General features: G+C 70.9%; 11 protein-coding genes. 6 read left to right on the top strand and 5 right to left on the bottom strand.

The genetic code is table 11. The features are described 5' to 3' along the window. Positions 1-322 precede the first annotated feature (322 nt). Positions 323-1216 (bottom strand): arsenite methyltransferase, encoded by an 894-nt coding sequence (gene arsM / locus SSQG_RS00205; protein ID WP_003987610.1) that lies wholly within the window; start codon positions 1214-1216, stop codon positions 323-325. 107 nt (positions 1217-1323) lie between these two features. On the opposite strand from arsM, the gene SSQG_RS00200 reads away from it, so the two are divergent. The 3 genes from SSQG_RS00200 to SSQG_RS00190 are packed head-to-tail and all read left to right on the top strand — an operon-like array spanning position 1324 to position 2880. After that, entirely contained in the window at positions 1324-1698 is a 375-nt protein-coding gene (locus SSQG_RS00200) for an ArsR/SmtB family transcription factor (protein WP_003987609.1), read from the top strand. After that, positions 1695-2426 carry an aquaporin gene (locus SSQG_RS00195; RefSeq protein ID WP_039931675.1) on the top strand — a complete coding sequence of 244 codons (732 nt, stop codon included), beginning with the start codon at positions 1695-1697 and terminating at the stop codon, positions 2424-2426. Before SSQG_RS00200 ends, SSQG_RS00195 begins: the two co-directional genes overlap by 4 nt. A 31-nt stretch (positions 2427-2457) precedes the next feature. Next, the gene (locus tag SSQG_RS00190) at positions 2458-2880 is read left to right on the top strand and encodes an arsenate reductase ArsC (RefSeq protein WP_039931674.1); all 423 of its coding nucleotides are present in this window, start codon (positions 2458-2460) and stop codon (positions 2878-2880) included. Between the two features lie 212 nt (positions 2881-3092). Here SSQG_RS00190 and SSQG_RS00185 read toward each other — a convergent pair whose 3' ends face one another. Continuing rightward, complete coding sequence (locus SSQG_RS00185; protein ID WP_003987607.1) at positions 3093-4463, bottom strand: FAD-binding oxidoreductase; 1371 nt, start codon at positions 4461-4463, stop codon at positions 3093-3095. After that, on the bottom strand, positions 4460-5161 hold the full coding sequence (locus tag SSQG_RS00180) for a FadR/GntR family transcriptional regulator (RefSeq protein WP_003987606.1): 702 nt from the start codon (positions 5159-5161) through the stop codon (positions 4460-4462). The genes SSQG_RS00185 and SSQG_RS00180 overlap by 4 nt, the downstream gene beginning before the upstream one ends. Before the next feature lie 111 nt (positions 5162-5272). Between SSQG_RS00180 and SSQG_RS00175 the strand changes: the two genes are divergently transcribed. The 3 genes from SSQG_RS00175 to SSQG_RS00165 all read left to right on the top strand — a co-directional run bounded on the left by SSQG_RS00175 (position 5273) and on the right by SSQG_RS00165 (position 11142). Then, entirely contained in the window at positions 5273-5887 is a 615-nt protein-coding gene (locus SSQG_RS00175; RefSeq protein ID WP_039931673.1) for a cysteine hydrolase, read from the top strand. A gap of 234 nt (positions 5888-6121) precedes the next feature. Then, positions 6122-7876 carry an AMP-binding protein gene (locus SSQG_RS00170; protein ID WP_003987604.1) on the top strand — a complete coding sequence of 585 codons (1755 nt, stop codon included), beginning with the start codon at positions 6122-6124 and terminating at the stop codon, positions 7874-7876. A 2-nt stretch (positions 7877-7878) separates the two neighbouring features. Beyond that, positions 7879-11142 (top strand): carboxyl transferase domain-containing protein, encoded by a 3264-nt coding sequence (locus SSQG_RS00165; protein WP_039931670.1) that lies wholly within the window; start codon positions 7879-7881, stop codon positions 11140-11142. A 17-nt stretch (positions 11143-11159) separates the two neighbouring features. Here SSQG_RS00165 and SSQG_RS43830 read toward each other — a convergent pair whose 3' ends face one another. Continuing rightward, positions 11160-11657: a lantibiotic dehydratase gene (locus SSQG_RS43830; RefSeq protein WP_208865612.1), complete on the bottom strand. Its 498-nt coding sequence runs from the start codon at positions 11655-11657 to the stop codon at positions 11160-11162. Between the two features lie 436 nt (positions 11658-12093). Continuing rightward, positions 12094-12816: a hypothetical protein gene (locus SSQG_RS00155; protein WP_244298995.1), complete on the bottom strand. Its 723-nt coding sequence runs from the start codon at positions 12814-12816 to the stop codon at positions 12094-12096. Positions 12817-12821 lie beyond the last annotated feature (5 nt).

Below are 12821 nucleotides of genomic sequence, written 5' to 3'. Positions count from 1 at the left end.
TGTGATCGTCCGACTCCTGGGTGGCCCGCTCGCCGGTCGCATATTCACGACCATCGACGCCCCGTGGGCCGGAGGCTGGCTCACGGCCGGTGACGCCGACGGGGACCTGTACGTCCCAGTGCATTGCGATGTCGTGACGGGTGTCGTCCTGGCGGAGATCCGAGCCACCGCACCGCGTCGCCGGTAGCCGCCGACAGCGAGACCCCGGGCATCGAGGGGCCCGGGGTCTCGCTGTCGGTTCGGGTGACTGGCGCCCCGCTGGTCGGCGTGCGGGGCCGCGATGGGCGGGGCTCGTGGTGTGCGGGCCCTGCTCCGCGGGGCCTCAGTTCTGGCAGCCGCAGCCGGATGCCGTCTTGGCCTCGGTGACGGTCAGGGAGGGGTCGGCGGAGGTCTCGCCGGAGGTGCAGCAGGCGTTGACGCCGCAGCACGCGTCGGCCGACTCGGTGGCCTCGGTGGGCGTGGTGGCGGCCGTCGGCTTGGTGGCTCGGACGATGGCGGAGTGCATGCCGTCGGCGACCTGGTGGGTGGGGGCGATCTCGATGCTCGTGAAGCCGGCGGCTTCCAGGCCCTGGCGGTATTCGGCGAAGGAGAGGGCGCCGGCGATGCAGCCGACGTAGTCGCCGCGTTCGGCGCGCTGGTCGGTGGTGAGGGTGTCGTCGCCGACGACGTCGGTGACGCCGATGCGGCCGCCGGGCTTGAGGACGCGGAAGGTTTCGGCGAAGACGGCGGGCTTGTCGACGGACAGGTTGATCACGCAGTTGGAGATCACGACGTCGATGGTGTTCGCGGGCAGCGGGATGGCTTCGATGGTGCCTTTGAGGAACTCCACATTCGTCGCGCCCGCCTTCTCCGCGTTGGCCAGGGCCAGCGCGAGCATCTCGTCCGTCATATCCAGCCCGTACGCCTTCCCGGTGGGTCCGACGCGGCGGTCGGAGAGCAGGACGTCGATGCCGCCGCCGGAGCCGAGGTCCAGGACGCGCTCGCCGTCGCGGAGTTCGGCGACGGCGGTGGGGTTGCCGCAGCCGAGGGAGGCGGCGACGGCTTCGGCGGGCAGGGCGTCGCGTTCGTCGGCGGCGTAGAGGGTGGAGCCGAAGTTCTCGTCGACCTCGACGGGCTGCGGCCCGCAACAGGCGGCGTGGCCCTCGGTGACCTTCACGGCCGCCGCGGCGTAGCGCTCGCGGACGGTTTCCCGCAGGTCGGTGGACTGCTCGCTCATGACTCACTCCTGGGTGACGGGGCATGTGGCGGTGCCCCGGAACGGCTTGTATTGACGTTCGTTGATGCAACCTTGCGCCTTGAATCGAAAAACGTCAACATAGAGTCATGTCGAAACAAGAGCTTGAGGTGATCGGCCAGGGCGCCGACGGCTGCTGCGACGGTCTCGCGTCCGCACCGCTGGACGATGAGCGCGTGGCTCAGCTGGCGAAGGTGTTCAAGGCCCTCGGGGACCCGGTCCGGCTGCGGCTGCTGTCGATGATCGCCTCGCGGGAAGGCGGCGAGGTCTGCGTGTGCGAGATGACGCCCGCCTTCGACCTGTCCCAGCCGACGATCTCCCACCACCTCAAGCTGCTGCGCCAGGCCGGCCTCATCGACTGCGAACGCCGCGGCACGTGGGTGTACTACTGGGTGCTCCCCGGCGCCCTGGACCAGCTGGCCGCATTCCTGACCATGCCGCAGACCGCAGGAGCCACCGCTTGAGCGCATCCCTCGGCCGCCGCGTCGCTGCCGAAGCCCTGGGGACCGGGCTGCTGGTCGCGGTCGTCGTCGGCTCCGGCATCCAGGCCACCGAACTCACGCGGGACGTGGGCGTACAGCTGCTCGCCAACTCCCTCGCCACCGTCTTCGGCCTGGGCGTGCTGATCGCCCTGCTCGGACCGGTCTCCGGGGCTCACTTCAACCCCGCCGTGACCCTCGCGGCCTGGTTCACCGGCCGTGACCGGGACGGCCTCACCCTGCGGGACGTCGCCGCGTACGTGCCCGCCCAGATAGCGGGGGCGATCGGTGGGGCGATCCTGGCCGACGCAATGTTCGCGAGGCCGCTGGTGAAGCTCTCCACCCACGACCGGTCCGCCGGCCACCTGTGGCTGGGCGAGGTCGTCGCCACGGCCGGGCTGATCCTGCTGATCTTCGGCCTGGGCAGGATCGGCCGCGCCGCGATCGCCCCCGCGGCGGTGGCCTCCTACATCGGAGCCGCCTACTGGTTCACCTCCTCCACCTCGTTCGCGAACCCGGCGGTGACCATCGGCCGCGCCTTCACCGACACCTTCGCCGGCATCGCCCCCGCCTCCGTCGTCCCCTTTATCGCAGCCCAACTACTCGGAACCGCACTCGGACTGAGCGCCGTCGCCGTGGTCTACGGCCGTCCCGTTCCCGCCGGGGACGAGGTCGTCGTCCCGCATGGCGAACCTGAACTCGCCTCCTCCTGACCCGCCCCCTCTCTCAAGAAAGACTCCTGCCATGAGCGCTCCCGCCCCGCGTGCGTCGGTGCTGTTCGTCTGCGTCCACAACGCCGGCCGCTCCCAGATGGGCGCCGCCTTCCTCACCCACCTCGCCGGCAGGCAGGTCGAGGTGCGCTCGGCAGGCTCCGCGCCCGCGAACACCGTCAACCCGGCCGTGGTCGAAGCCATGAACGAGGTCGGCATCGACATCTCCGCCCAGAAGCCGAAGATCCTCTCCACCGAGGCCGTGCGGTCCTCGGACGTGGTGATCACCATGGGCTGCGGGGACACCTGCCCGGTCTTCCCCGGCAAGCGGTACCTGGACTGGCAGCTGGACGACCCGGCGGGCCAGGGCGTGGACGCCGTGCGGCCCATCCGGGATCAGATCGAGCAGCGCGTGCGCGGTCTGCTCGCCGAACTCGGCGTCCCAGCAGCCGCATGACGCCCGAGCACACCGACCAGATGCATTCGTCCGCGCGGACGAAACACGCCCAGGGGCAGGCGGGTGAGGTCGGTGCATCGGGGACAAACTCGCCCTCACTGAGCTGATCGCTGCCATCGCGACGATCGTCAGGCACGGCTCCGCCGCGCGCGACCAGCCACGATGGCGCCGCAGATGAACCACGGCACAGTGCGGCCCTTCCAGCGGAGCGCTCAGTACGCGCGGTCCGGGTTGAGGATCCCGTTCGGGTCGAAGACGGCCTTCACGCCGGTCATCAGCTCACGCTCGGTGGGGCCGAGTTGTGCGTCGAGGTAAGGCGTCTTGAGCGTGCCGACGCCGTGCTCGCCGGTGATCGTGCCGCCCAGCGCGAGTGTGGCGGCCACGATGTCGTCGAAGACGGCCCGCGCGCGGTCCGTCGCGTCACGGTCGGTGGCGTCGTAGACGACGGTCGGGTGCAGGTTGCCGTCGGCAGCGTGGCCGAACGTGCCGACCACCATGCCGTGGTCGGCGGCCGATCGCTCGATCACGGCGAGCAACTGGGGAAGGTCCCGGACCGCGACACCCACGTCGTCGAGCAGCGTGGTGCCCAGCCTCTCCAACGCCGGGTACACCGTGCGTCTGGCCTGCATGAACATCTCGCCTTCCGCCGGATCGGCGGTGTGCAGCACCTCGGTGGCCCCGCCGGCTTCGGCCAGCCTGGCGCAGGTGGCGGCTTCCCCGTCGGCGGACGGCCCGTCGCACTGGACGACAAGGAGTGCTCCCGCCGACTCGTCCAAGCTCATCCGGGTCAGGCTGTTGACGGCGCGTATGCAGGTGCGGTCCATGAGCTCCACCGCCGCCGGGTCGGCGACGGCTGCGATCTGCAGCACGGTGTCGACTGCGTGCTGGGGCGTCGGGAACGCGGCCACTGCCGTCGCGGTGGCCGCCGGGAGCGGTCGCAGTCGCACGGTGGCTTCCACGATCACCGCCAGGGTGCCTTCGGAGCCGACGAGGAGCCGGGTGAGGTCGAGGCCGGTGACGTTCTTGCGGGTCGACGGACCGGTGCGGATCAGCCGGCCGTCGGCGAGGACGGCTGTCAGCGCGGCGACATGGTCGCCGGTGACGCCGTATTTGGCGCAGCACATGCCGCCGGCGTTGGTCGCCAGGTTGCCGCCGATGGTGGAGATCGCCTTACTGCCCGGGTCCGGTGGATACCACAGGCCGTGCTCGCGGGCGCGGGTGTCGAGCTCGCCGGTGAGCACGCCCGGCTCGACGGTCGCCGTCCGGCCGGGCACGTCGAGATCGAGGACGCGGTCCATCGCGGCGAGCGAGAGGACGACGCAGCCGTCGAGCGCGTTGGCACCTCCGGCCAACCCGGTGCCGGCGCCTCGGGTCACGACCGGGGCGTGATGGTCGCCCGCGGTGCGCAGCGTGGTGATCACGTCGTCGGTCGAGCGGGCCCGCACCACCGCGGCCGGGCGTCCCGCGGGCGCCAGCAGGCACTGGTCACGGCGGTAGGCCTCCATCGCGGCCGGGTCGGTGACCACCCGGCCGGGCAGCGCGGCGGCGAGGGCTGCGCCGACGTCCGCGGCCACGCCGGTCATGGCGTCTCGGGCGTGTAGAAGCCGCTGATGTGATGCACGGCCAGTTCGGCGGCGTGGTCGGTCTCGCCCGCGTCCAGCGCGTCGACGATCCCCTGGTGTTCGGCCAGCAGACGCGCGAGCACCGCGCCCGGATCGGCCACTGCGGCGAGCGCGTCGAGCAGGTAGCCGGCGATGCAGTCACGCAGCACGCCGATGACGAACCCCAGCGCCCGATTGCCGCCGGCGTAAGCGAGTTGGACGTGGAAGTCGACGTCGGCGGCGTGGAAGGTGTGGATGTCGGCGTTCTCCACCGCTGCGGCCATGGTGGCCAGGCAGGACCGCGCCGTAGCGGGTACCGAAGTGTTCTGCCGTATCGCCTCTGCCTCCAGCAGCACGCGCAGGGCCACCAGGTCGGCCAGCGGGATCGCGCCGACCTGCAACGCGGTGCTCAGCGCCAGGCCCGCCGCCCCCGCGGTGCGCTCGTGGGTGACGCGCGGGCGCGCGGTGGAGACGGTGTCGGCACCGCTGATCAGGCCGTGTGCCTGCAGCACCCGGAGCGCCTCACGGATGGTGGAGCGCCCGACCCCGAAAGACTGGGCCAGTTCGGTCTCCGTGGGCAGCTCGGCGTCGGCGGCGAACGTACCGTCGAGGATGGCCGTGCGCAGGCGCTGGGCCACGTCGAGGCTCAGGGGCATGCGCGATACCGGCGAGATGGTCATGCACCCACGCTAGCCTCCTGGCTGCTTGTCAGACAAGCTGTTAAAGTGCTGCTCGCTGTGGGCCAGGACACAGAAGGCCCTCCCTCGAAGACGCGGAAATCAGGTGTCGCCATGACCGAACAGCTCCAGTTCGACCCGGCCAAGACCGCGATGGTGCTCATCGAGTACCAGAACGAGTTCACCAGCGACGGCGGCGTGCTGCACGGGGCGGTCGCTGACGTCATGCAGCGGACCGGCATGCTTGCCAATACCATCGCCGTGGTCGACGCGGCCAGGCGGGCCGGCGTGACGATCATGCACGCGCCGATCACGTTCGCGGAAGGCTACGCCGAGCTGACCCGGCACCCCTACGGCATCCTCAAGGGCGTCGTGGACGGGAAGGCCTTCGTGAAGGGCACCTGGGGCGCGGCCATCGTCGACGAGCTGACTCCGGCTACCGGGGACATCGTCATCGAGGGCAAGCGCGGGCTCGACACCTTCGCCAGCACGAACCTCGACTTCATCCTGCGCAGCAAGGGCATCGACACGATCATCCTGGGCGGCTTCCTCACCAACTGCTGTGTGGAATCCACCATGCGCACGGGATACGAGCACGGTTTCCGGGTGATCACCCTGACCGACTGCGTCGCCGCCACCTCGCAGGAGGAGCACGACAACGCCCTCTCCTACGACTTCCCGATGTTCTCGCTCCCGATGACCTCTGCCGACGTCATCGCCGCTCTGTAGTCCCACCGCCGCCCGCCCCAGCGGCTGGGCCGGGCGGACCGGGCACGACCGCTGGAGGGAGACCTACCGTCGGCCACTCGCCGACGGTCACCGGCCCGGCCTCGCGCAGCTCGACGAGACCGAAGCCCCGGGCCTGCCCCACCGTGTCCGCACCCTTGTCCCGGCCCGCGGGCTCCCTTACCGTGATGCGCACATGCCGACCGGTTGGTATGCCAGAGACAGGTGGAGGCCGTCGTGGCGGACAACGCGCGCGTGGAAGAGTACTTGGCCGATGTACGAGCCCGCCAGCAACGCGTATGGCCGGCCTCGGTGCCGAGGGAGGTGGTGTACCCGCTCGGGCAGCGGCCGCTCACCGACCACCTGCGCCACTGGGCCCGGCGCCATCCCGACCGCGTCGCGATCACCTTCTACGGCGAACAGATCACCTACGCGGCGCTGGAGGACCTGACGGCGCGGCTGTGCGGCTGGCTGCAGCGCGGCGGCGTACGCCCCGGAGACCGCGTCGGGGTGTTCCTGCCCAACTGCCCGCAGTTCGTCGTCGCCATGCTCGGCATCCTGCGCGCCGGAGCCGTGCACGTCCCGGTGAACCCGATGTTCCGGGAGCACGAGCTGCGGCACGAGCTGACCGACGCCGGCGTGGAAGTCCTGATCACTCTTGACACCCTGCGACCGCTGGTCGAGACGGTGCGGCCCGACACCGCCGTACGGAGCGTACTCGTCACCAGCCTCGCCGACATGCTCCCCTCCGACCCGGTGCTGCCGCTGCCGCCCGGCCTGGCGGATGCCGACCCGGCCGGCAGCGAGTGGGAGCGGGCCGTCGGCGGCGCCCGCGGCCAGGACCAGCCGGCCGACCTGGACGCGCTCGCCGCGCTGAACTACACCGGCGGGACCACCGGCCTGCCCAAGGGGTGCGAACACTCCCAACGGCACATGCTCTACACCGCGGCGACGGCGGCGGCCACCGGCGGCATGGACCTCTCCGGCGACAACCCCGACGTGCTGCTGATCTACGTGCCGGTCTTCTGGATCGCCGGCGAGGACTTCGGCATCCTGCTGCCGCTGCTCACCGGCAGCGGCGTCGTGCTGCTCACCCGGTGGGACCCCGAGGCCGTGCTGCAGGCGATCGAGCGGTACCACGTGACGCTGATGCTGGGCACGGTCGACAACTACGTCGAGCTGATGGAGCACCCCGGCCTGCCCGGCACCGACCTGTCCAGTCTGGCGCAGCCGCGGGCCATGTCGTTCGTGCGCAAGCTGACGCCGGCGATCCGGTCCCGGTGGAGCTCCCTGGCCGGCGAGCACAGCGTGCTGCAGGAGGCGGCGTACGGCATGACCGAGACACACACCGCGGACTCCTTCACCACCGGGTTCCAGGACGGGGACCACGACCTGCTGACCGAGCCGGTCTTCTGCGGACTGCCCATGCCGGGAACCGAGTTCATGGTGGCCGACGGGGAGAGCGCCGAGCCGCTGCCGCTGGGCGAGCGCGGCGAGATCCTCGTACGCTCACCCTCCCTGCTCACCGGATACTGGCGGCAGCCGGAGGCCACCGGCAAAGTCCTGCGCGACGGCTGGCTGCACACCGGCGACATCGGAATGATCGACGAGGACGGGTGCCTGCACTACCTCGGCCGCAACAAGGAGATGATCAAGGTCTCGGGTATGAGCGTCTTCCCGTCGGAACTGGAGGCGCTGCTGGCCCGGCACCCGGATGTGCTGACCGCGGCGGTGGTACCGATGGACGATCCCCATCGGGGCCAGGTGCCAATGGCGTTCGTCCAGCCCCGCCCCGGTGCCGCGCTCGACGTCGAGGGCGTGCGCGCGTGGGCGCGGGCGAACATGGCCCCGTACAAGGTGCCCGTGGTGAGGTGCGTCGACGTCCTGCCCATGACCACGACCGGCAAGGTGAAGAAGGGCGAGCTGCTGGAACAGGCCGCGCGCATCGCCGTGTCCCCTGCCGCTGACGGCGCTTACGGAAAGAACCGGTGACGATGGGGCTGGCCAAGCTTCTGGTCGCCAACCGCGGCGAGATCGCGGTACGGGTGATCCGCGCCGCCCGCGAACTGGACCTGCTGACGGTGGCGCTGCGCTCCCGTGACGAGGCGGACGCGCTGCATGCCCGCATGGCGGACGAGGTCCTTGTGCTCGACGGCGAGGGGCCGGGGGCCTTCCTGGACGCGGCGGCCCTGGTCGACGCGGCGGCGCGCACGGGCTGCGACGCGGTCCACCCCGGCTATGGGCTGCTGGCCGAGAACGCCGACTTCGCACAGCGGTGCACCGACGCCGGACTCACCTGGGTCGGTCCGCGCCCCGAGGTGCTGCGGACGCTCGGCGACAAGACCACGGCCCGTGAACTCGCCACGCGCCTCGGCGTGCCGGTGCTGCCGGCGACGTACGGCGACACCGGTGCCGAGGAGGCGCGTGCGTTCATGGCCGGCCTCGGCGAGGGTGCCGCGGTGATGGTCAAGGCGATCGCCGGCGGCGGCGGGCGCGGCATGCGCACGGTGTACGAGGCAGGGCAGTTGGAGGAGGCCGTCCGGCGCTGCCGTTCCGAGGCCTCGCACGCCTTCGGCGACGGCGCGGTCTACGTCGAGCAGTTGCTGCGGCGTGCCCGCCATGTCGAGGTGCAGGTGCTCGGCGACGGCACGGGCGCCGTCGTCGGCTACGGCGACCGCGACTGCAGCCTGCAGCGGCACCGGCAGAAGATCGTGGAGATCGCGCCGGCGCCCGGCCTCGACGAGGCGGTGCGGGCCGGGCTGCACGATGCGGCGCTGCGCATGGCCCGGGAGGTCGCCTATACAGGCCTGGGCACGTTCGAGTTCCTCGTGGACACCGGCGATGGCTCCCCGGGCTTCTACTTCCTCGAGGCCAACCCGCGCATCCAGGTCGAACACACCATCACCGAGGAGGTCACCGGCGTCGACCTGGTCAAGGCCCAGCTGCGGGTGGCCTCCGGCGAGAGCCTCGACCGCATCGGGGCGGGGCAGGCTCCCGCTCCCCGCGGCTGCGCGGTACAGGTGCGGGTCAACGCCGAGGCGGTCCGCCCCGACGGGACGGTGCTGCCCTCCGCCGGCACGCTGGACGTGTTCTGGCCACCGGCCGGGCCGGGTGTGCGCGTCGACACCGCCGCGTTCCCCGGCGGCCGGGTCAGCCCGCGCTTCGACTCGCTGCTGGCCAAGCTCGTCGCCCACGACGGCTGCGGCAGCCTGCCCGACACGCTCGCGCGCGCCCGCCGCGCCCTGGCGGAGCTGAGGATCGAGGGAGTCGCCACCAATGCCGAGGTGCTGCGGCGGCTGTTGGAGGCACCCGAGGTGGTCGCGGGGCGGCTGCACACGGCGCTCCTCGACGAACTCCTGCCCACACTGGTCCCGCAGGAGACAGACCCGGAGAAGGACGCGGGGACCCCCGACGCTTTCGAGCCGCAGGGCACGCTCACCGTCACCGCCCCCATGACGGCCACCGTCGTCGACGTCGCCGTCACCGAAGGCGAGCGCGTACGGGCCGGAAGCACCCTGGTGGTCCTGGAGTCCATGAAGATGGAGCACCTGCTCCAGGCGCCGGGCGACGGCGTGGTCCTGGCCGTACGGGCGGAGCTGGGTGAACTGACCGAGCACGGTCAGCCGCTGGTGGTGATGGAGGCCACCGGCGCGGCGGACGATGAGCCGCGTCCCGAGGAGCGGCCGGACCCGGACACCCCACGCGCCGATCTGGAGGAGGTGCGGGCGCGCAAGCGGTTCGGCGACGACGCCAGCCGCCCCGAGATGGTCGCCCGGCGGCACGCCGAGGGGCGGCGCACCGCCCGCGAGAACATCGCCGACCTGTGTGACCCGGGCAGTTTCGTCGAGTACGGCGGCCTGGCCATCGCCGCCCAGCGCAGCCGCCGCTCCCTGGACGACCTCATCCGCCGCACCCCCGCCGACGGTCTGGTCGGCGGCGTGGGCACGGTGGGGGCCGACCGGTTCGGCCCCCGGTCCGCCCGCGTGGTGGCGATGTCGTACGACTACAGCGTGATGGCCGGCACCCAGGGCATGACGGGCCACCGCAAGAAGGACCGGCTCTTCGCGCTGGCCGAACAGGCGCACCTGCCCGTCGTCCTGTTCGCCGAAGGGGGCGGAGGCCGGCCGGGCGATGTGGACGGCACGGTGGTCTCCGGCCTGGACTGCATGGCCTTCGCGCTGTTCGCGTCCCTGAGCGGGAAGGTGCCGCTGGTCGGCATCGGCTCGGGGCGCTGCTTCGCCGGCAACGCCGCGCTGCTCGGCTGCTGCGACGTCATCATCGCCACGCCCGAGGCCACCATCGGCATGGGCGGCCCGGCGATGATCGAGGGCGGGGGACTGGGCAGCTTCGCCCCGGAGGACATCGGGCCGGCCGAGGTCCAGCGGGCGAACGGCGTCATCGACCTCGAGGCCGAGGACGACGCGGACGCCGTCCGGCTGGCGCGCACGTATCTGTCGTACTTCCAGGGCCCGGTGCCGGAATGGGAGTGCCCCGACCAGCGCCGACTGCGTCACCTCATTCCCGAGAACCGGCGGCGGGCGTACGACGTGCGTGCGGTCATCGCCACTCTCGCCGACGCCGGGTCCGTCCTGGAGCTGCGACCGCACTTCGGACGCGGTGTCATCACCGCTCTGGCCCGGGTGGAGGGCCGCCCGTGCGGCATCCTCGCCAACGATCCACGGCATCTGGGCGGCGCCATCGACTCCGACGCGGCCGACAAGGCGAGCCGCTTCCTGCAACTGTGCGACGCGTTCGGACTGCCGTTGGTCTCCCTGTGCGACACACCCGGGTTCATGGTCGGCCCCGAGGCGGAGAAGACCGCGACCGTCCGGCATGTCAGCCGCATGTTCGTACACGCCTCGGCCCTCACGGTGCCCTTCGGCGTGATCGTGCTGCGCAAGGGCTACGGGCTGGGCGCACAGGCCATGGCCGGCGGCGGCTTCCGCATCCCCCGGTTCACGGTGGCGTGGCCCACGGGCGAGTTCGGGCCGATGGGTATCGAGGGCGCGGTGCGGCTGGGCTACCGCCGGGAGCTGGCGGCCATCGAGGACGCGGACGAGCGTGAGCGGGAGTTCGCCCGCAGGGTCGCGGCCGCCTATGAGCACGGCAAGGCCCTCAACGTCGCATCGGTCTTCGAGATCGACGACGTCATTGACCCGGCCGAGTCCCGACGCTGGATCAGCACGCTGCTGCATGACCCCGATCCTTACCCTGAACCCGGACAGCGCGGCTCGCGGCGCTGCGTCGACACCTGGTGAAGGCCCGCAGACGCCCGTCACACGGACCGCTCTTCGGTGGTCACCGTGTGTGGGGAATCGCCGTGAAGAACGCTGGGCGGGCAGAGCCGGTTTTCCCGGCGCACGACGCCCGTGTGGTGGAGGCTCTGGCGCAGCAGTACGTCGGCACGGACTTGCAGGTCTCTGCGTACGTGGTCGACCCACAGCGTGTCGGGGCGCGCAACAGGCTGATGGGCGGTACCGAGCGTGGCTGCGGTGGGTCCGACGCCGGCTAGGGCAACCCCTGCGAACAGGCCGAACGGTGTTGAGCGCCCGGTAGCCCGCAGCAGGTATGCGGCGACGGAATTAGTGACCTTACGAATCCTCTTTGGTTGGACGTCATCGCCTCTGAGGATCCGCTCGACATACCAGGTCAGTCCCGGGGATGCAGCGCATAGCGGCGTGACGAAGGTTTCCTCGGCCCACACGCGACCGAGCCATTGGCGGCAAGCCTCGACGGAGCTTGTGGTCGGCCAGTCAGCGGGGAGGGCATCCATGGGCATAGCAGCGGCGCGCAGGACGAGCGCGTCCCCACGTCGTCGGTAGATCGGTCGAGTCACGGGTGTCCCTTCTGCCGTGTGGCCGGCGCGGGCGGGTGTTGGCTCGCCCGCCCGCGCCGGCAACTGAGGTCAGCTCGATGTGCAGGAGGAGGCGCAGCTCGGCTTGCACCCCGTCGTTGGTGTCGCAGGCCTGGACGATAGGCGTCGGTGTGTAGGTGATGGTGGTGTCGAGCTCCCACTCGTCGGTGATCGGAACCTCGGCTGTCTTCGGCGCGAGCGGCATGGTGCCAGTAGGCATAGTTGTGCTCCTTGAGGAGTCGACCGCCCGTGGGACGGGGCGGGGGAGTCCGCAGGGCCCCCGTTGTGACCTGTCGTGATGGGTGAGTGCAGCTCACAACGGGGGCATGGTGCTGGCCGGGTCACCGGGCAGGGTCTACGCGACCAACGCCAGCTCGTGCAGAAGTTCCTCTATATCGACGATGCGGAAGGAACTGAGCCGGCGGATGAGCTGCGAGGCGAGAAAGGTGGGGATGTTCGGATGACCGAAGGGCAGTGGGTAGTCGGGGCTTGCGACGACGTGCACTTCGCTTCGTGCGTTAAGCCCGTAAAGGGTGCCGTGGACTCCGTACATGGGTGCGCTCCGGGCCAAGAAGACCATCGGGTTCTTCTCCATGTGCGGGCACAGCTCCGCGACGGCACGAATGTGCCTGCGGCACACCGGAGGCTGTTTGGTGTAGATCGTCGGCTGTGTGGGGTCCTCGTCTTTTGGACCGGCGAGGAAGACGAAGCCCAGCGGCGTCCGGGCGGGCCTCGCACACACCTGGCAATGAAGGGTCCGCATCGTGATCATTTGCCGGTAGGGGTGCATAAACTTCCACTGCGGCTCCCCGGTCGGCATCTGCCGCTCGTCCACGGGATTGAACCCACACCGTGCCCACAGCTGGCCTCGAAGGGGCCGGTCCCTAGGGTCCTCGTCGAGGTAGTACAACCGCGGCCCGGAGGGGTGCACGTGGATGACGAGGTTGTCTGGTGCGGCTTCCTCTCCCTTCCGCTGGATGATGAAAGGGACCAGTGCGGGGTCGGTCGAGGTGCGCACGGAGCGGTTCTTCTCTCTCGTAGGGACGGTGCAGGTTGGGGGGAGCAGTAGACCGGTCACAGCTC

This window comes from Streptomyces viridochromogenes DSM 40736 (genome assembly GCF_000158955.1).
In the GTDB taxonomy this organism is placed as follows: domain Bacteria; phylum Actinomycetota; class Actinomycetes; order Streptomycetales; family Streptomycetaceae; genus Streptomyces; species Streptomyces venetus.
The sequence above is the reverse complement of the archived record's forward strand: the minus strand, read 5'-3'. Positions and strand labels throughout refer to the sequence as shown.

Coding starts and splice junctions, on each gene's coding strand:
- arsM (WP_003987610.1), bottom strand. CDS start 1,216: ATGAGCGAGCAGTCCACCGACCTGCGGGAAACCGTCCGCGAGCGCTAC.
- SSQG_RS00200 (WP_003987609.1), top strand. CDS start 1,324: ATGTCGAAACAAGAGCTTGAGGTGATCGGCCAGGGCGCCGACGGCTGC.
- SSQG_RS00190 (WP_039931674.1), top strand. CDS start 2,458: ATGAGCGCTCCCGCCCCGCGTGCGTCGGTGCTGTTCGTCTGCGTCCAC.
- SSQG_RS00185 (WP_003987607.1), bottom strand. CDS start 4,463: ATGACCGGCGTGGCCGCGGACGTCGGCGCAGCCCTCGCCGCCGCGCTG.
- SSQG_RS00180 (WP_003987606.1), bottom strand. CDS start 5,161: ATGACCATCTCGCCGGTATCGCGCATGCCCCTGAGCCTCGACGTGGCC.
- SSQG_RS00175 (WP_039931673.1), top strand. CDS start 5,273: ATGACCGAACAGCTCCAGTTCGACCCGGCCAAGACCGCGATGGTGCTC.
- SSQG_RS00165 (WP_039931670.1), top strand. CDS start 7,879: ATGGGGCTGGCCAAGCTTCTGGTCGCCAACCGCGGCGAGATCGCGGTA.
- SSQG_RS43830 (WP_208865612.1), bottom strand. CDS start 11,657: ATGGATGCCCTCCCCGCTGACTGGCCGACCACAAGCTCCGTCGAGGCT.